Origin of the sequence: Stutzerimonas stutzeri KOS6 (assembly GCF_000307775.2) — a bacterium.
Taxonomy (GTDB): domain Bacteria; phylum Pseudomonadota; class Gammaproteobacteria; order Pseudomonadales; family Pseudomonadaceae; genus Stutzerimonas; species Stutzerimonas stutzeri_B.
The window spans coordinates 709,723-726,959 of the sequence record NZ_KK020677.1; the positions used below are offsets into that span (position 1 = coordinate 709,723).

General features: G+C 65.2%; 20 protein-coding genes and 1 pseudogene. 15 read left to right on the top strand and 6 right to left on the bottom strand.

Going from position 1 to position 17,237, the window contains the following annotated elements; translation table 11 throughout:
• Positions 1 to 191 precede the first annotated feature (191 nt).
• Both B597_RS43690 and B597_RS43695 read right to left on the bottom strand, forming a co-directional pair.
• Positions 192 to 755: a hypothetical protein gene (locus tag B597_RS43690; protein WP_003294712.1), complete on the bottom strand. Its 564-nt coding sequence runs from the start codon at positions 753 to 755 to the stop codon at positions 192 to 194.
• 29 nt (positions 756 to 784) lie between these two features.
• Positions 785 to 1,636, bottom strand: coding sequence for an SIR2 family protein (locus tag B597_RS43695; RefSeq protein ID WP_003294713.1), 852 nt, complete (start codon positions 1,634 to 1,636; stop codon positions 785 to 787).
• Positions 1,637 to 2,054: 418 nt separating this feature from the next.
• Here B597_RS43695 and nifH point away from each other — a divergent pair, with 418 nt between their 5' ends.
• From nifH to B597_RS43765, 15 genes and pseudogenes are all read left to right on the top strand, one after another.
• The gene (nifH, locus tag B597_RS43700; protein WP_003294714.1) at positions 2,055 to 2,936 is read left to right on the top strand and encodes a nitrogenase iron protein; all 882 of its coding nucleotides are present in this window, start codon (positions 2,055 to 2,057) and stop codon (positions 2,934 to 2,936) included.
• Positions 2,937 to 3,052: 116 nt separating this feature from the next.
• A complete protein-coding gene (nifD, locus tag B597_RS43705; RefSeq protein ID WP_003294715.1) occupies positions 3,053 to 4,534 on the top strand; it encodes a nitrogenase molybdenum-iron protein alpha chain in 1,482 nt (493 codons plus the stop codon).
• A gap of 102 nt (positions 4,535 to 4,636) precedes the next feature.
• Positions 4,637 to 6,208 (top strand): nitrogenase molybdenum-iron protein subunit beta, encoded by a 1,572-nt coding sequence (nifK, locus tag B597_RS43710; RefSeq protein WP_003294716.1) that lies wholly within the window; start codon positions 4,637 to 4,639, stop codon positions 6,206 to 6,208.
• Positions 6,209 to 6,299: 91 nt separating this feature from the next.
• A complete protein-coding gene (nifT, locus tag B597_RS43715) occupies positions 6,300 to 6,521 on the top strand; it encodes a putative nitrogen fixation protein NifT (RefSeq protein WP_003294718.1) in 222 nt (73 codons plus the stop codon).
• Positions 6,522 to 6,524: 3 nt separating this feature from the next.
• Entirely contained in the window at positions 6,525 to 7,262 is a 738-nt protein-coding gene (locus B597_RS43720; protein WP_024162478.1) for a dinitrogenase iron-molybdenum cofactor N-terminal domain-containing protein, read from the top strand.
• Positions 7,259 to 7,528 carry a DUF6129 family protein gene (locus B597_RS43725; protein WP_003294722.1) on the top strand — a complete coding sequence of 90 codons (270 nt, stop codon included), beginning with the start codon at positions 7,259 to 7,261 and terminating at the stop codon, positions 7,526 to 7,528. Before B597_RS43720 ends, B597_RS43725 begins: the two co-directional genes overlap by 4 nt.
• Before the next feature lie 8 nt (positions 7,529 to 7,536).
• Positions 7,537 to 8,268 carry a 4Fe4S-binding leucine-rich repeat protein gene (locus B597_RS43730; protein WP_024162479.1) on the top strand — a complete coding sequence of 244 codons (732 nt, stop codon included), beginning with the start codon at positions 7,537 to 7,539 and terminating at the stop codon, positions 8,266 to 8,268.
• A gap of 464 nt (positions 8,269 to 8,732) precedes the next feature.
• Positions 8,733 to 10,148: a nitrogenase iron-molybdenum cofactor biosynthesis protein NifE gene (gene nifE / locus B597_RS43735; protein WP_003294725.1), complete on the top strand. Its 1,416-nt coding sequence runs from the start codon at positions 8,733 to 8,735 to the stop codon at positions 10,146 to 10,148.
• A gap of 10 nt (positions 10,149 to 10,158) precedes the next feature.
• Positions 10,159 to 11,535 (top strand): nitrogenase iron-molybdenum cofactor biosynthesis protein NifN, encoded by a 1,377-nt coding sequence (gene nifN / locus B597_RS43740; protein WP_024162480.1) that lies wholly within the window; start codon positions 10,159 to 10,161, stop codon positions 11,533 to 11,535.
• A gap of 3 nt (positions 11,536 to 11,538) precedes the next feature.
• Entirely contained in the window at positions 11,539 to 12,018 is a 480-nt protein-coding gene (locus B597_RS43745; protein WP_003296308.1) for a NifB/NifX family molybdenum-iron cluster-binding protein, read from the top strand.
• A gap of 37 nt (positions 12,019 to 12,055) precedes the next feature.
• Entirely contained in the window at positions 12,056 to 12,538 is a 483-nt protein-coding gene (locus B597_RS43750; RefSeq protein WP_003296310.1) for a NifX-associated nitrogen fixation protein, read from the top strand.
• A gap of 16 nt (positions 12,539 to 12,554) precedes the next feature.
• Positions 12,555 to 12,737 (top strand): annotated as a pseudogene (locus B597_RS47865) (CCE_0567 family metalloprotein); the annotation flags it as partial.
• 91 nt (positions 12,738 to 12,828) lie between these two features.
• Positions 12,829 to 13,125: a ferredoxin III, nif-specific gene (gene fdxB, locus B597_RS43755; RefSeq protein WP_003296312.1), complete on the top strand. Its 297-nt coding sequence runs from the start codon at positions 12,829 to 12,831 to the stop codon at positions 13,123 to 13,125.
• Positions 13,126 to 13,137: 12 nt separating this feature from the next.
• Positions 13,138 to 13,458 carry a (2Fe-2S) ferredoxin domain-containing protein gene (locus B597_RS43760; protein ID WP_003296313.1) on the top strand — a complete coding sequence of 107 codons (321 nt, stop codon included), beginning with the start codon at positions 13,138 to 13,140 and terminating at the stop codon, positions 13,456 to 13,458.
• A 3-nt stretch (positions 13,459 to 13,461) separates the two neighbouring features.
• Positions 13,462 to 13,959: a tetratricopeptide repeat protein gene (locus B597_RS43765; protein WP_003296315.1), complete on the top strand. Its 498-nt coding sequence runs from the start codon at positions 13,462 to 13,464 to the stop codon at positions 13,957 to 13,959.
• A 354-nt stretch (positions 13,960 to 14,313) separates the two neighbouring features.
• Here the strand turns inward: B597_RS43765 and B597_RS43770 are convergent, their stop codons facing one another.
• The 4 genes from B597_RS43770 to modA all read right to left on the bottom strand — a co-directional run bounded on the left by B597_RS43770 (position 14,314) and on the right by modA (position 17,228).
• A complete protein-coding gene (locus B597_RS43770; RefSeq protein WP_330216724.1) occupies positions 14,314 to 14,586 on the bottom strand; it encodes a Nif11-like leader peptide family natural product precursor in 273 nt (90 codons plus the stop codon).
• 107 nt (positions 14,587 to 14,693) lie between these two features.
• Positions 14,694 to 15,791, bottom strand: coding sequence for a molybdenum ABC transporter ATP-binding protein (gene modC, locus B597_RS43775; protein ID WP_003296320.1), 1,098 nt, complete (start codon positions 15,789 to 15,791; stop codon positions 14,694 to 14,696).
• Positions 15,788 to 16,468: a molybdate ABC transporter permease subunit gene (modB, locus tag B597_RS43780; RefSeq protein WP_003296322.1), complete on the bottom strand. Its 681-nt coding sequence runs from the start codon at positions 16,466 to 16,468 to the stop codon at positions 15,788 to 15,790. Before modB ends, modC begins: the two co-directional genes overlap by 4 nt.
• Before the next feature lie 7 nt (positions 16,469 to 16,475).
• Positions 16,476 to 17,228, bottom strand: a complete 753-nt coding sequence (modA, locus tag B597_RS43785) for a molybdate ABC transporter substrate-binding protein (protein WP_003296323.1) — start codon at positions 17,226 to 17,228, stop codon at positions 16,476 to 16,478.
• Between the last annotated feature and the right edge of the window lie 9 nt (positions 17,229 to 17,237).

The following is a 17,237-nucleotide window of genomic DNA, read 5'->3' on the forward strand; positions in this document are numbered from 1 at the left end:
AAACCTGAAGCCTGACAAAACCTCGCCCCGAGGTCGGGTCTCCCACAAAAGCGGCCGGTGCACACCAAGACTTGTGGGAGGCGCGCCCCCGCGGCGACGCAGCCCAAAGGACTGCGAAACCTGAAGCCTGAAAAAGCATCGCCTCAGCCTGGGCTGCCCAGAAACAGCATCTGGAGCCCGCCGAGGGGGAGTCAGACCGGCCCGCGCGCCTCGCGACGGTGGGCAACGGTGCAGCCGAGGGCGGCCTCGTAGCTCAGGGTATCCAGCTTCGGCTGGTAGTCCTGGAGCGCGGCGTAGACGGTGAGCACCTTGTCCTCGGCGCTCTGGCCCTTGAAATCCTCCTTGTCCAGGCGCAGGTCATCGGCGAGGGTGTTCCACACCGCCCCTTCCTCGTGCGCCTGCAGCAGCAGGCGCACGCCTCCTAGTTCGGTGTACAGCGACTTGCCGAGGTTCTCGACATAGAAGATCAGCGGCGCGCCGTCGGCCAGGTCGCCGCGGTAGCGCTCGATGAACATGGGCAGGTGGGCCAGCTCGATTAGCGCGCCGGCCATCATCGCCAGTTTCCCCTGCCGCTCCAGCATGACCGCCTGCTTGACCACGGCGGTCGGTGGCAGGCGGCGGCCGGAGGCGTCGGCGATTTCGCCTTCTTCGAGCACCAGGTCGCCGCGGAAGGCGTAGGTGTCCGGCTTGGTGGTCGCGCCATTGACGCTGACGTTGCACAGCAGGTTTTGCGTTTCGTAGGTTTTCAGCAGCATGGTCGTGCTCTCTGGTGGGGACAAACGGATCAGGCTACCTGCGAGGCGCCCCGGGCCAGGCCGAGCAGGTCGTGCCAGTCGGTCTCGACCAGATCGAGCTGCTTGCGCAGGCAGACCTTGCGGTCCTTCTCGCTGGGCGAGGGGATCAGCGCCCAGCCGGCGGGCGTGGCCGCATCGTGGATGAGGTCGCTCATCACCATGCGTTCGGTATCGCGGTTGAACTGCATGCCGAGGAACAGGTAGCGGCAGGCCTTGCGCTGCTGCTTGAGCCAGGAGGGGATGGCGAAGCCGCCCATCAGCTCGGTGATGTAGTCGACGAAGTCGGCATCGCTGGCGACGTAGGAGGGCGTCGGCTGCGGCGTACCGAGTGGCTTGAACAGCACCGGCAGCGCGGGATCGACCTCGGCCTGGTCGATGCGCTGGTAGCGGCCGTCGTCGAAGCGGTAGATGTCGAAGCGGTAGGGGCTGGCGGCGATGCGTGCGGCGCCGACCACCAGGGTGTGCACGCGGTCGGCATAGCAGCGCTGCAGCTGGGTGTCGCGGTTGCAATCGATGACGTACGGCAGGTTCAGCCCGGCCAGCCAGCGGTGCAGCGGTGCGGGCGTCCAGTTGTCGCCGCCGTAGGTCTGGGTCAGAAAGCGCTCGATGAAGCTGCGCCCCTTCTTGTTCTCCAGGTGCATGGCCGCGCGAGGGAACTCGTACATCAGTCGCGGTGCCATCGGTTGTCCGCCGGTCATCGCGAGAATCAGGCTTTCATTGTCGGCCGGTAGCGGCTGGCCGGTGTGGCAGTCGACTACGCCGCGCAACACGCCTGGTCCCAGGTAGGGCACCAGTTCGTGGGCGGTAAGGCGGGCGACGATCTGCTTCAACGGATCGTTCACGGCAAATCTCCTGCTGCGGCCAATGGAGTCCGCATAGCCGATCGCAATAACCGAGCCATTCCGGTTATGGCGTGCAAACCATTGATATATATGCGGCGTCAGTGCCGTGATAGTTGCCGTTTCGCTGATCAGGAAGAGTGGCGAACGCGACAATTGTCATGTTCGTAACAGTATTCGACGAGAACCGAAGTTCGGTTCCTGGTTTGTTCGCTGTTTGTAGCCATTGCAACAGTGACGGCTGCCGATTGTTAACTATCGAACTGTTTAAAATTTCTGTTGATTAATAATTAAGTCAATAAAAACAAAAGCATAAATCTTTGGTTTGGCGCTGGCACAAAGGCTGCTATTGCCCTGTTGCGCAGGCTTGTTCGTGCCTATAGCCCACGTCAAGTGGTAACGAAACCTGAGGAACTTAATTATGGCAATGCGTCAATGCGCTATTTACGGGAAGGGTGGGATCGGCAAGTCCACCACGACCCAGAACCTCGTGGCGGCCCTGGCCGAACTCGGCAAGAAGGTGATGATCGTCGGATGCGACCCCAAGGCCGACTCTACCCGTCTGATCCTGCACTCCAAGGCGCAGAACACCATCATGGAAATGGCCGCCGAGGCCGGTACCGTGGAAGACCTGGAACTCGAAGACGTGCTCAAGACCGGCTACGGCGACATCAAGTGCGTCGAGTCGGGCGGCCCTGAGCCGGGCGTGGGCTGTGCCGGCCGCGGCGTGATCACCGCGATCAACTTCCTCGAGGAGGAAGGCGCCTACGAGGATGACCTGGACTTCGTCTTCTACGACGTGCTCGGCGACGTGGTCTGTGGCGGCTTCGCCATGCCTATCCGTGAGAACAAGGCCCAGGAAATCTATGTCGTCTGCTCCGGCGAGATGATGGCGATGTATGCCGCCAACAACATCTGCAAGGGCATCGTGAAGTACGCCAACTCCGGCAGCGTGCGCCTCGGCGGGCTGATCTGCAACAGCCGCAATACCGACCGCGAGGACGAGCTGATCATGGCCCTGGCGGACAAGCTGGGCTCGCAGATGATCCACTTCGTACCGCGCGACAACGTCGTGCAGCGCGCCGAAATCCGCCGCATGACCGTCATCGAGTACGACCCCGCAGCCAGGCAGGCCGATGAATACCGGACCCTGGCGCAGAAGATCGTCGACAACAGGAAACTGGTCATTCCCACCCCGATCAGCATGGACGAGCTGGAAGCCCTGCTCATGGAGTTCGGGATCATGGACGAGGAAGACATCAGCATCGTCGGCAAGACCGCTGCCGAGGAAGTCGTTGCCTGAGCGCATCGTTTCAGTTGGACGGGGCAGGGCGGATGGGCCCTGCCGGAGCGTCGCACTGCGCAGTCTGCAGTGCGGGGCGTCCGTGACCCGCACATGAACGCAAGAGGAGGTCAATCATGACCGCTATGTCCCGCGAAGAGGTGGAATCCCTCATCCAGGAAGTTCTGGAAGTCTATCCGGAAAAGGCCCGCAAGGACCGCGCCAAGCACCTGTCGCCAAACGACCCGACGCTTGAGCAATCGAAGAAGTGCATCACCTCCAACAAGAAGTCCCAGCCGGGGCTGATGACCATCCGTGGCTGCGCTTATGCCGGCTCCAAGGGGGTGGTCTGGGGGCCGATCAAGGACATGATCCACATTTCCCACGGGCCGGTGGGCTGCGGCCAGTATTCCCGCGCCGGGCGGCGCAACTACTACATCGGCACCACCGGCGTGAACGCCTTCGTCACCATGAACTTCACCTCGGACTTCCAGGAGAAGGACATCGTCTTCGGCGGCGACAAGAAGCTGTCCAAGCTGATCGACGAAGTCGAGACGCTGTTCCCGCTCAACAAGGGCATCTCCGTGCAGTCCGAATGCCCCATCGGCCTGATCGGCGACGACATCGAGGCGGTCGCCAAGAAGAAGGCCGCCGAGCACGAGACCACCGTGGTGCCAGTGCGTTGCGAGGGCTTCCGCGGGGTGTCGCAGTCGCTCGGCCACCACATCGCCAACGACGCCATCCGTGACTGGGTGCTGGACAAGCGCGACGACGACACCAGCTTCCAGACCACCCCGTACGACGTCTCCATCATCGGCGACTACAACATCGGCGGCGATGCCTGGTCCTCGCGCATCCTGCTCGAGGAAATGGGTCTGCGCGTGGTCGCCCAGTGGTCCGGCGACGGCACCCTTTCCGAGATGGAACTGACGCCCAAGGTCAAGCTCAACCTGGTCCACTGCTACCGCTCGATGAACTACATCTCGCGGCATATGGAAGAGAAGTACGGCATCCCCTGGATGGAGTACAACTTCTTCGGCCCGACCAAGACCGCCGAATCGCTGCGGGCCATCGCCGAGCACTTCGACGACAGCATCAAGGCCAAGTGCGAGGACGTCATCGCCAGGTACCAGCCGGAGTGGGAAGCGGTGATCGCCAAGTACCGCCCGCGCCTGGAAGGCAAGCGCGTGATGCTCTACGTCGGCGGCCTGCGTCCGCGCCACGTGATCGGCGCCTACGAGGACCTGGGCATGGAAGTGGTCGGCACCGGCTACGAGTTCGGCCACAACGACGACTACGACCGCACCCTCAAGGAAATGGGCAGCGCCACGCTGCTCTACGACGATGTCACCGGCTACGAGTTCGAGGAGTTCGTCAAGCGCGTCAAGCCCGACCTGATCGGTTCCGGCATCAAGGAAAAGTACATCTTCCAGAAGATGGGCATTCCCTTCCGGCAGATGCACTCCTGGGACTATTCCGGCCCGTACCACGGCTTCGACGGTTTCGCCATCTTCGCCCGTGACATGGACATGACCCTGAACAATCCGTGCTGGAAGAAGCTACAGGCGCCCTGGCAGAAGGCCGAGGAATCGGCCGAGAAGGTCGCCGCCATCGCCTGATCGTGCGCAGTCGTACGCAACGTCCGCGGCGACCGGCACAGGCCGGTTGCCGCCGATATCCGTGATCGCCGTTCACAGATGAGTGAGGCGAAGGAGAGAGTCATGAGCCAGCAAGTCGACAACATCAAACCCAGCTATCCGCTGTTCCGCGACGACGAATACAAGGACATGCTCGCGCGCAAGCGCGACGACTTCGAGGAGAAGCACCCGCAGGACAAGATCGACGAAGTCTTCCAGTGGACCACCACCCAGGAATACCAGGAACTCAACTTCCAGCGCGAAGCCCTGACCGTCAACCCGGCCAAGGCCTGCCAGCCGCTGGGCTCGGTGCTGTGCGCCCTGGGTTTCGAAAAGACCATGCCCTACGTGCACGGCTCGCAGGGTTGTGTCGCCTACTTCCGCACCTACTTCAACCGGCATTTCAAGGAACCCATCTCCTGCGTGTCGGACTCCATGACCGAAGACGCGGCGGTGTTCGGCGGCCAGCAGAACATGAAGGACGGCCTGCAGAACTGCAAGGCGACCTACAAGCCGGACATGATCGCGGTGTCCACCACCTGCATGGCCGAGGTCATTGGCGATGACCTCAACGCCTTCATCAACAACTCGAAGAAGGAGGGGTTCATTCCCGAGGATTACCCGGTTCCCTTCGCCCATACCCCGAGCTTCGTCGGCAGCCACGTCACTGGCTGGGACAACATGTTCGAGGGCATCGCCCGCTACTTCACCCTCAACCACATGGACGACAAGGTGGTGGGCAGCAACCACAAGATCAACGTGGTTCCCGGCTTCGAGACCTACCTGGGCAACTTCCGCGTGATCAAGCGCATGCTCAAGGAAATGGACGTTGGCTACAGCCTGCTCTCCGACCCCGAAGAAGTGCTCGATACCCCGGCCGACGGCCAGTTCCGCATGTATGCCGGCGGCACCACCCAGGACGAGATCAAGGATGCGCCCAACGCCCTGAACACCCTGCTGCTGCAACCCTGGCAACTGGAGAAGACCCGCAAGCTCATCGACGGCACCTGGAAGCACGAGACGCCCAGGCTCAACATCCCCATGGGCCTGGACTGGACCGACGACTTCCTGATGAAGGTCAGCGAGATCAGCGGCCAGCCGATCGCCGAGAGCCTGGCCAAGGAACGCGGCCGGCTGGTGGACATGATGACCGACTCGCACACCTGGCTGCATGGCAAGCGCTTCGCTCTCTGGGGCGATCCGGACTTCGTCATGGGCATGGCCAAGTTCCTCCTGGAACTGGGCGCCGAGCCGGTGCATATCCTCGCCCACAACGGCAACAAGCGCTGGAAGAAGGCCATGGACGCGATCCTGGAATCTTCGCCTTACGGCAAGAACAGCACCGTGTACATCGGCAAGGACCTCTGGCACATGCGTTCGCTGGTGTTCACCGACAAGCCGGACTTCATGATCGGTAACAGCTACGGCAAGTTCATCCAGCGCGACACGTTGCACAAGGGCAAGGAATTCGAGGTGCCGCTGATTCGTCTCGGCTTCCCGATCTTCGATCGCCATCACCTGCATCGCCAGACCACCCTGGGCTACGAAGGCGCCATGCAGATGCTGACCACCATCGTCAATGCCGTGCTCGAGCGCCTCGACGACGAAACCCGCGGCATGCAGAGCACCGACTACAACTACGACCTGGTTCGTTGACCTCGAACGGGGAGGGTGACCTCCCCGCTTTCTGTTCGGCCGCCGCACTGCAACGGTCGCCGGCCGGCCAGCCCCATTCAGGAAAACTCCCATGCCCAGCGTCATGATCAATCGCAACAGGAATGGCCAACTGACCTTCTACATCGCCAAGAAGGACCAGGAGGAAATCATCGTCAGCCTGGAGCACGACAGCCCCGAGCGCTGGGGCGGCGAAGTCGCCCTGGCCGATGGCTCCCGCTACTACCTCGAACCCCTCTCGGCACCGCCGAAACTGCCGATCACCCTGCGCGCCAGACGGGCCGGCGAGGGCTGAATGATGGCGCCGAATAATGGACGGGCGCCGTTGTCTGCTCACCTGGCCCTGCGCATCGCCCTGGCGGCGCGCGAGCTGAGCGGCGTGGATACCGGGCAACTGCTGCGCAGCCTGCTTGGCGTCACCGGCGAACCGATCACCGAGGCGCGGCTGGCCAGGCTGCGGCTCAATCGCTTGCGCCACTGCCTGCTGAGCACCGTCGACGGGCCGTCGCCGCCGATGACCGAGCGGCAACTGCAGCGTGCGCTCGGCCTGCTCAAGGGGCGCGGCGTACAGATGCCTGAGGAACCGTTGCCGGCCGTCGAGCCCTACCGCGAAGGCGAGCTGCCGGATTCGGTCCGCATCGCCTGCGCCTCCGACGGCGGCGAGCGCTTGGACGGCAGTTTCGGCAGCTGCGTGCGCTTTCTCATCTACCAGCTCTCGCCGAGCGCCAGCCGTCTGGTCGCGCTGCGCGAACCGGGGCCAGTCGCACCAAACGAAGACCGCCATGCCAGCCGCGCCGAACTGCTGCACGACTGCCAACTGCTCTACACCCTGAGCATCGGCGGGCCGGCGGCAGCCAAGGTGATTCGCCTCGGTACCCATCCGATCAAGGTCATGCGGCCGATTCCGGCCCGCGAGATCGTCGAGGAACTGCAGCAGGTGCTGGCCACCGCGCCGCCACCCTGGCTGGCCAGGGCCATGGGCAGCGACCCGGCTACCCGCCGCGCTTCGATTGCCGAAACAGAGGACACCCCATGATCAGTCAGACCCAGCTTGACGCCGTTATCCACCAGGCCGAAAGCGGCCCGCTCGACGAAGCGCTACTCGCCAGGCTGCGCAGCGCCCACCCCGGCGTGCACTTCACCTGTTGCCTGGACGATGACGTGGTGGTCAATGCCAAGCCCATCGCCGAACGGCCGGGCTTCAATGTCTACCTGGTCAATTCCAGCCAGCACTGCTCGGTGCTGAGCAACGACCTGGACGCCGCCTCGGGCATCGTCCTGGCCGAAGTGATCGCCGACTGAGCGCGCTCGTGCACAACGACAGTAGCGCGGACATCACCCCTCTGGCGGACTGCCGCGATTGCAGCTTTCGCGGCAGCCTGCTGCCAAGCGGCCGCTGTATGCCGGGCGACAGCTGCGTGGCGATCCACAGCGGGCGGCAGATCGACCGCTTCTTCCGGCACAATCCGCAGCTGGCCGCGCAGTACCTGACCGACCCGTTCTGGGAGCGGCGCGCCATCGCCGTGCGCTACGCCCCGGTGGAGGCGCTGCTGCCGATGATCCGCGACGTCGATGAAGCGGTGAGGCGCGCCGTCGCCTACCGCCTGCCACGCGAGCGTTTGGGCGAACTCATGCATGACCCTGATCGCGAAGTGCGCATCACCGTCGCCGACCGCCTGCCGGCCGAGCAACTGGAGCAGATGGCCGCCGACCCGGACTATCTGGTGCGCGCCTACGTGGTCCAGCGCATCGCTCCGGGCCGGCTGTTCCGTTTCATTCGCGACGAGGATCGCCAGGTGCGCAAGTTCGTCGCCCAGCGTCTGCCGGAGGAAAGCCTCGGGCTGATGGTCATGGACCCCGAACCGGAAGTCCGCCGCCTCGTCGCTGCGCGCCTGCATGGCGAGGATGTGCTGGAAATGCTCGGCGACCCCGATTGGACCGTGCGCCTGGCCGCCGTGGAAAACGCCCCCCTCGACGCCCTGCGCGAACTGGACGAAGACGACCCCGAAGTCCGGACCGCGATCGAAGAGCGGTTGGGGTAGGTTGGGTGGAGGCCCGTCCCGAGATGATGCTTTTTTAGTCTTGGCAGGCCTGCCGGCCTGCATCGCCGCGAGGGCGCGCCTCCCACAGGTCCGCAGGCTGCCTGCTGCTCTTGTGGGAGGCCGCGCCCGTTCCCGACGGGCTTGCGGCATTCACCACATCCCTGTGGATTGCCTGCCCCCAGGGCGATGCTTTTCAGTAGGGTGGGCCGGGCGGCGTTCCGCTTCAGCCCACCAGGGGTGACATCGCTGGCCTGGATCTGGTGGGCTGAAGCCCACCCTACGGAGCTGCGCCGCACGACCCAAGCTACGATGAGACCGTTGAATACTTTGTTGCGAACCCGACATCCGGATGCGTTTGCGACAATCCGGGTTCTATATAAGTTCTTATAAATCAATAAGTTGTATTTTGGTACACGCATTGCACCCGTCTCGTTACGCATGACCACGACGATCCGGAGGGTGCGATGAAAGCCAAGGACATTGCCGAGCTGCTCGACGAGCCCGCCTGCACCCACAACAAGAAGGATAAGTCCGGCTGCGCCAAGCCGACGCCGGGCGCCACCGACGGTGGCTGCGCCTTCGACGGCGCGCAGATCGCGCTGCTGCCGATCGCCGACGTGGCGCATATCGTCCATGGGCCGATCGCCTGTGCCGGCAGCTCCTGGGACAACCGCGGCACCCGCTCCAGCGGTCCGCAGCTGTACCGCATCGGCATGACCACCGACCTCTCCGAGCAGGACGTGATCATGGGGCGCGCCGAGAAGCGCCTGTTCCACGCCATTCGCCAGGCGGTGGAGGCTTACGCGCCAGCAGCGGTGTTCGTCTACAACACCTGCGTGCCGGCGCTGATCGGCGACGACCTCGACGCCGTCTGCAAGGCCGCCAGCGAGCATTTCGCCACGCCGGTGGTGCCGGTTGACGGCGCCGGCTTCTACGGCACCAAGAACCTCGGCAACCGCATCGCCGGCGACGCCATGGTCAAGCACGTGATCGGCACCCGCGAACCCGACCCGCTACCGGCCGGCAGCGAGCGCCCGGGCATCCATGTGCACGATGTCAACCTGATCGGCGAATACAACATCGCCGGCGAGTTCTGGCACGTGCTGCCGCTGCTCGACGAACTGGGCCTGCGCGTGCTCTGCACGCTGTCCGGCGATGCGCGCTTTAGCGAGGTGCAGAGCATGCACCGTGCCGAGGTAAACATGATGGTCTGCTCCAAGGCCATGCTCAACGTCGCGCGCAAGCTGCAGGAGCGCTTCGGCACGCCCTGGTTCGAGGGCAGCTTCTACGGCATCACCGACACCTCGCAGGCGCTGCGCGACTTTGCCCGGCTGATCGGCGACGCCGATCTCGGCGCGCGCACCGAAGCGCTGATCGCGCGCGAGGAGGCGAAGATTCGCGCAGCGCTGGAACCTTGGCGCGAGCGCCTGGCCGGCAAGCGCGTGCTGCTCTACACCGGCGGGGTCAAGTCCTGGTCGGTGATCTCGGCGCTGCAGGACCTGCGCATGAAGGTGGTTGCCACCGGCACCAAGAAGTCCACCGAGGAGGACAAGGCGCGCATCCGCGAGCTGATGGGCGACGAGGTGAAGATGCTCGAGGAGGGCAACCCGCGCGCGCTGCTGCGCACGGTGGAGGAGTATCGCGCCGACATCCTCATCGCCGGCGGCCGCAACATGTACACCGCGCTCAAGGGGCGCATTCCCTTCCTCGATATCAACCAGGAGCGCGAATTCGGCTATGCCGGCTACGACGGCATGCTGGAACTGGTACGCCAGCTCTGCCTGACCATCGAGAGTCCGGTGTGGCAAGCGGTACGCCGTCCGGCACCCTGGGAGTCGGCGGCGTCGGCACCGCTCCTGGCGGCAGTCGCGAATGCCTGAGGAGAGCGCCATGGCCGAGATCATCAACCGCAACAAGGCGCTGGCGGTCAGCCCGCTGAAGGCCAGCCAGACCATGGGCGCCGCGCTGGCCTTTCTCGGCATGGCGCGCAGCATGCCGCTGCTGCACGGTTCGCAGGGCTGTACGGCGTTCGCCAAGGTGTTCTTCGTACGGCATTTCCGCGAGCCGGTGCCGTTGCAGACCACGGCGATGGACCAGGTCAGCTCGGTGATGGGTGCCGACGACAATGTCGTCGAGGCGCTGCGGGTGATCTGCGACAAACAGCACCCGGCGCTGATCGGCCTGCTCAGCACCGCGCTGGCGGAAACCCAGGGCTGCGATCTGCACAGTGCCTTGCACCAGTTCCGCCGCGAGTATCCCGAATACGGCGACGTGGTGGTGGTGCCGGTGAACAGCCCCGACTTCAGCGGCTGCTTCGAAAGCGGCTTCGCCGCTGCGCTCAAGGCGATGATCGAGACGCTGGTGCCCGAGCGCCGCGACCAGGTCGGCCAGCGGCCGCGCCAGGTCAACGTGCTGTGCAGCGCCAGCCTGACACCCGGCGACCTGGAGTTCATCGCCGAGAGCATCGAGAGCTTCGGCCTGCGGCCGCTGCTGATCCCCGATCTTTCCGGCTCGCTGGACGGCCATCTCGACGCGGCGGCCTTCAATCCGCTGACCACCGGCGGGCTGACCCGCGACGAACTGGCCAGCGCCGGGCAGAGCGTTGCGACCCTGGTGGTCGGGCAGAGCCTGGCCGCCGCCGCCGATGCGCTGACCGCCCGCAGCGGCGTGCCGGACCGCCGTTTCGGCCTGCTGCTGGGCCTGGAAGCGGTAGACGTCTGGCTGATGGCACTAAGCGAGATCAGCGGCAACCCGGTGCCGGAGCGCTGGCAGCGTCAGCGCCGGCAACTGCAGGACGCCATGCTCGACACCCATTTCATGCTCGGCGACGCACGCCTGGGCATCGCCGCCGACCCCGACCTGCTGCTCGGCTTCGACGGCCTGGCCCGCGGCATGGGCGCGCAGCTGGTGGCTGCGGTGGTGCCGGCACGCGCAGCGGCGCTGACCGACGCGCCGCTGGCGCGCATCCAGGTCGGCGACCTGGAGGACCTGCAGCAGGCCGCCCGCGACGGAGGCGCCCAATTGCTGCTCGGCAACAGCCATGCGCTGGCCAGCGCCCAGCGCCTGGGCATCCCGCTGCTGCGCGTGGGCTTCCCGCAGTACGACCTGCTGGGCGGCTTCCAGCGCTGCTGGAGTGGCTACCGGGCCAGTGCGCAGGCGTTGTTCGACCTGGCCAACCTGCTCACCGAACACCATCAGGGTATCGCGCCGTACCGCTCGGTCTATGCGCACAAGCCCGCCTCCGACCATTCGCAACGGAGCCACTGAGCCATGGCCAGTCCGATCCGACAACTGCAGGTACTCGACAGCGACAAGGACGGCACGCTGCTCAAGGTGGCCTTCGCCTCGTCCGACCGGCGCACGGTCGATCAGCATTTCGGCTCTTCACGGTCGTTCGTCTTCTATGGAATCGATCCGGAGCGCGTCGAGCTGCAATCGGTGGTGGAGTTCGGTGAGCTCGATCAGGACGGCAACGAAGACAAGCTGGCGGCCAAGCTCGAGCTGCTCAGCGGCTGCATCGCGGTGTACTGCCGCGCCTGCGGCGCCTCGGCGGTGCGCCAACTGCTGGCGATCGGCGTGCAGCCGGTCAAGGTCAGCGAGGCCGAAAGCATCGCAGGGTTGATCGAAACGCTGCAGGCCGAGCTGCGCGAAGGCCCTTCGGCCTGGCTGGCCAAAGCGATCCGGCGCACCCGCGGCGCGCCGGACCAGCAGCGCTTCGAGGCCATGGCCGGCGAAGCCTGGGACGAATAGAGCGATACCCGCACCTTTCCCAATTGAGGACAGCGTTATGTACGCAGTGGAAGAGCAGCAGGCGGTCGTCCGCGACGACGACCCCGCCCTGCAGGACCCGGTGATCAAGCAGATGGTCGTGCAATTGCGCGCCATGGACAGCTACGGCACCTATGACACCTGGAGCGACGCGCGGGTGCTCGACCCGCTGGTGCTGACCCGCGAGCGGCGCCGGGCGATTCCCATCGTCGGCGATCCGGACGAAATTACCCTGTCGCGGGTCAAGGCCTTCTACAACGCCCTGGCGCAGATGATCGAACGCGAGACCGGGCTGTTCGCGGTGCCGGTGATCAACATCACCCACGAAGGCTTCGGCCGTGCGCTGATCCTGGTCGGCAAGCTGGTGGCGCTGGACAAGACCCTGCGCGACGTCCACCGCTTTGGCTTCGAGTCGCTCGAGGCGCTGTCGCTCGAGGCGCAGAAGCTGCTCGGCAAGGCGAGCGCGCTGGTCGCCGAGCACCGTGCGGTCGCCGAGCTGTGACGGGGAGGGCGAATCGATGAGCGAAGAGGAACTCAAGGCGCTGAAGAAGGAAGTCAGCCAGAAGAAGCGCATCGCCACCGAATGGGCGTCGCAGATCCACGACCTGGTCGAGGACCGGCTGCTGATCGATTACCGGCAACTGCCGGAACTGGCGGCACAGGCGCACCAGGCCTGCCTCGACTGGGCCGAGGCCAACGCCCGGCTGGAAGCACCCATACAGAGTGGGCCCGAGCCCGCCGTATCCCTAACCGTAGGCTGCCGCCATGCCATTGGCGGGCAGGAGATGACAGATGGAAGCAGTGATAACCGGGCGTACCCGTGGTGGCAGCGAATGGGTGCCGCAGTTCGTCACCGCCGTCGATGCGCAGAAGTGCATTGGTTGCGGGCGTTGCTACAAGGTGTGTCCGCGCGACGTGTTCGAACTGGTGGAGCGCTCGGGCATGGTGGATGAGGATGATGATCTCTATGACGAGGACGACGAGATGATGGTGATGGCCATCGCCAACGGCCTCGACTGCATCGGCTGCAAGGCCTGTGCGGCGGTCTGCCCGAAACAATGCCATACCCATCAGGCCCTGGCCGGCTGAGGAGTTGCTGACATGCCAAGACCCGACCATCACATCTTCGTCTGCATGCAGCGCCGAGCCGAAGGGCACCCGCGCGGTTGCTGTGCGGCCAAGGGCGGCGAAGCCCTGCTCGATGCATTTTCCCAGGCACTGATCCGGCGCAACCTGACCGGGCGCATCGCGCTGACCAGTACGGGCTGCCTCGGCCCCTGCCAGGCCGGTGCCAATGTGCTGATCTACCCGGGCGCATTGATGTACAGCTGGGTGGAGCCGGCGGATATCGAGAGCATTCTCGCGCATCTGCTCGAGGGGGTGCCCTTCGCCGACAAGCTGACGCCCGCGGAGCTCTGGTGACGAATGGGTGAGGTGGTGCTGCTGGATGCCGGCCAGGCGTTCTTTTCCGACCGTACGCCGAGCGGGCTGCGCTACCTGCTGAACAGCGCACGCAACCTCGGGCATCCGGCGGCGATCGAAGCTCTGCTGCTGGAGGCCAGGCGGCGCTGGGCCGAGGAGCCGGATGCACACATCGGCCTGTACAAGTTCTATTTCCGCCAGGCCCGCTATGCCGAGGCGGAAGCGGCGGTGTGGGCCGCCCTGCGCAGCGCCGCCGGCCGCGCCGGCTTCAGCCGCAACTACCGCCGCCTGCACCCTGCCAGCGCCGACTGGCAGACGCACCGGGGCGCCGAACGGCTGTACCTGTTCAGCCTCAAGGCGCTGGGCGTGATCCGCCTGCGCCGTGGCAAGGTGGACAATGCACGGCGGGTGCTGGAGAAGCTGCTGGAGTTGGATCCGGGCGATGAAATCGGCGGCGAGGCGTTCCTGCAGATCGCCCGTGCCTTTGAAGAGGAACGCTGATGGAGCTTTCGTTCGAAGCGCGCCTGCTCGATCTGTCGCGCCAGATTCAGTGGTGTTGAAGGGGGTCGAGCCTGCCCTGGCTCGGAGATTGGCGGCGCTTCGGCGTGTCTGTTCGCCGGGCCCGTGGAATACGCCTTGCCAGCGTTCGACAAATGATGGCGCCACAGGCGCGGGCATTTCGCAGCTCCGGTGGACTTCAGCCCACCAGTGAAGCCCACCCTTGAATATCAGGTTCGGTGATGGCGAAGTGTTGCCGGATGCTTCTCTCGTTGGGCGTCGCTGCGCTCGACCCAACCTGCGACGGTTGCCGTGTGAAGAGGCTGTGCAGGCTGGGCTTTCGGTCACCGCCGCATATCAGGCGCGCAACAGCGCCTTGGCCATCTTCGGCGACAGCTGGGCTTCGCTGAATTGCGGTTCGTTCGGTGGGTAGAGCAGGTCCTCGATGATGCGGTAGCCATGTTCCTTGCCGAGGGCGATCACGTCGCGGACCTTTTCGCAGGCTTTGAGCTTTTCGCCAAGGACCGGGTCGCTCATGGCTTGGCTCGAGAAGGCTTGGATTTCCTTGATGGACATAGGGTTCTCTCTATTGCTGTGGCTATAGCCAGCTTCGAATGGCTGGCGAGGCATGCCATAGCAACATCGATGCCTAAGATTATTTATTTAATATCAACAAGTTATTGGCATTTCGCCGGCTTTTCGATTGTCGTGTTGGCGACAATCGAACAATCCTCGGTTCAACCCAGCAGGGCCACGGCCTTGATCTGTGCCCACACCGGCAGGCCGGGGACGATACCGAGCTGGTCGACCGAGCGGCGGGTGATGCGCGCCAGGATCGGCGTCCCTCCGGCATCCAGGCGCACCAGCATGTGCGCCGGGGTGTCCGCCGCGGCCAGTGCCTCGACTCGCGCCGGCAGCAGGTTGGTGATGCTGCTGCCTTCGGCACGCTCCAGCGCCAGGCTGACGTCGCGGGCATGAACGCGGAAACGCAGGCGCTGGCCGATGGCCTCCGGTCGCTGCGCCACCAGCACCTCACCGCCCGGGAAGGCCAGGCGCGTCAGGTGGTAGCTATCATCGTGCCCGGCCACCTGCGATTCGACGACCACGCCGGCGTCGTCGTCCAGGGCGGTGGGCAGGTCCAGCCGTGCGAGGGTTTCGCGCATGCCACCCGCGGCGACTACCCGGCCCTGGTCGAGCAGTACCACGTGGTCGGCCAGGCGGGCCACTTCGTCCGGCGAGTGGCTGACATAGAGCACCGGGATGTCCAGCTCGTCGTGCAGGCGTTCGAGGTAGGGCAGGATTTCGTTCTTGCGCTTGAGGTCCAGCGCTGCCAGGGGTTCGTCCATCAACAGCAGCCGCGGGCTGGTGAGCAGCGCGCGGGCGATGCCGACACGCTGACGCTCACCGCCGGAGAGCCTGTCCGGCATGCGCTCGAGCAGATGGCCGATGCCAAGGAGTTCGATCGCCTGGTCCCAGGCCACACGCCTTTCGGCAGCTACCACGCGCTTCAGGCCGAACTCGAGGTTTCTTCGTACCGAGAGGTGCGCAAACAGATTGGCTTCCTGGAACACGTAGCCCAGGGCGCGTCGATGGGGCGGCACGAATAGCCCACGGGCGCTGTTCTGCCAGCACTCGCCGTTGACCTCCAGCCGGCCATGCCCGGCACGCTCCAGGCCGGCGACGCAACGCAGGCAGGTGGTCTTGCCGGAGCCGGAATGGCCGAACAACGCCGTGACGCCGCGCCCCGGCAGGCGCAGGTCGACATCCAGCCTGAACCCGGCATAGTCCAGGCGGAAGCTTGCCAGGATCTGGTTGTCCGCTGCGGCTTCGCTCATCCGCGCCACCCCTGCTTGAAGCGGCTGCTGTACAGCACCAGCAGCACGATGAAGGAAAACAGCAGCATACCGCCGGCCAGCCAGTGGGCCTGGGCATACTCCATGGCTTCGACGTGGTCGTATATCTGCACCGACACCACGCGGGTCTTCTCCGGAATGTTGCCGCCAATCATCAGCACCACGCCGAACTCGCCGACGGTATGGGCGAAGCCGAGGATGCTGGCGGTGACGAACCCCGGCCGTGCCAGCGGCAGTACGACACTTAAGAAACAGTCCCAGGGGCTGGCGCGCAGGGTCGCGGCAGCTTCCAGCGGGCGCTCGCCGATGGCTTCGAAGGCGTTCTGCAGGGGCTGAACGACGAAGGGCATGGAATAGAGCACCGAGCCCACCACCAGGCCGGCGAAGGTGAATGGCAACAGGCCCAGGCCCAGGTTCTGGGTCAGTTGCCCGAGCAGGCCGTTCGGCCCCATGGCGACCAGCAGATAGAAGCCCAGAACGGTCGGCGGCAGCACCAGCGGCAGCGCCACCACCGCGCCGATGGGGCCCTTGAGCGGCGAGCGGGTACGCGCGAGCCACCACGCCAGCGGTGTGCCGAGCAGCAACAGCAGCACGGTGGTGATGCTGGCCAGCTTGAAGGTCAGCCAGATCGCCGCGAGGTCGACGCTGTCGAGCATCATCGCCCCTTCACTCCACGTCGTAGCCGTAGCTGCGGATCAGCGCAACGGCGCGTTCGCTCTTGAGGTAGTCGAGCAGGGCCCGTGCTGCCGGATTGCCCTCGCCGTGGCGGAGCAGCAGGGCGTCCTGGCGAATCGGCGCGTGATGGTCGGCCGGCACTATCCAGGCCGAGCCGCTGGCGATGCGCCCGCCCTCGGTCACTTGCGACAGCGCGACGAAACCGAGCTCGGCGTTGCCGGTGGCGGCGAACTGATGGGCCTGGGCAATGTTCTCGCCCTGCACGAAGCGCGGCTGCAGCTTCTCGCGCAGACCCAGATGCTCCAGCGTAGCGAGCGCAGCGGCACCATAGGGGGCGGTCTTCGGATTGGCCAGGGCGAGGTGGCGGAAGTCGCCGTCGGCCAGGATGCGGCCCTGCGGGTCGACGTAGCCCTCGCGCGCCGACCACAGCACCAGGCTGCCGATGGCATAGGTGAAGCGACTGCCGGGCACACCGAGCCCTTCGGCCTCGATGCGCGCCGGCGTGCTGTCGTCGGCCGCGAGCAGGACCTCGAAGGGGGCGCCGTTGTTGATCTGCGCATAGAACTTGCCGGTGGCTCCGAACGCCAGCAGCGCCCGGTGGCCGGTGTCGCGGGCGAAGGCCTCGGCGATCTTCTGCATCGGCGCGGTGAAATTGGCCGCTACGGCCACCTGCACCTCATCGGCGATGGCGGTCAGCGGCAGGCAGAAAAGCAGGGTGGTGCAGAAACGGCGAACGACATGCATGTCGGCTCT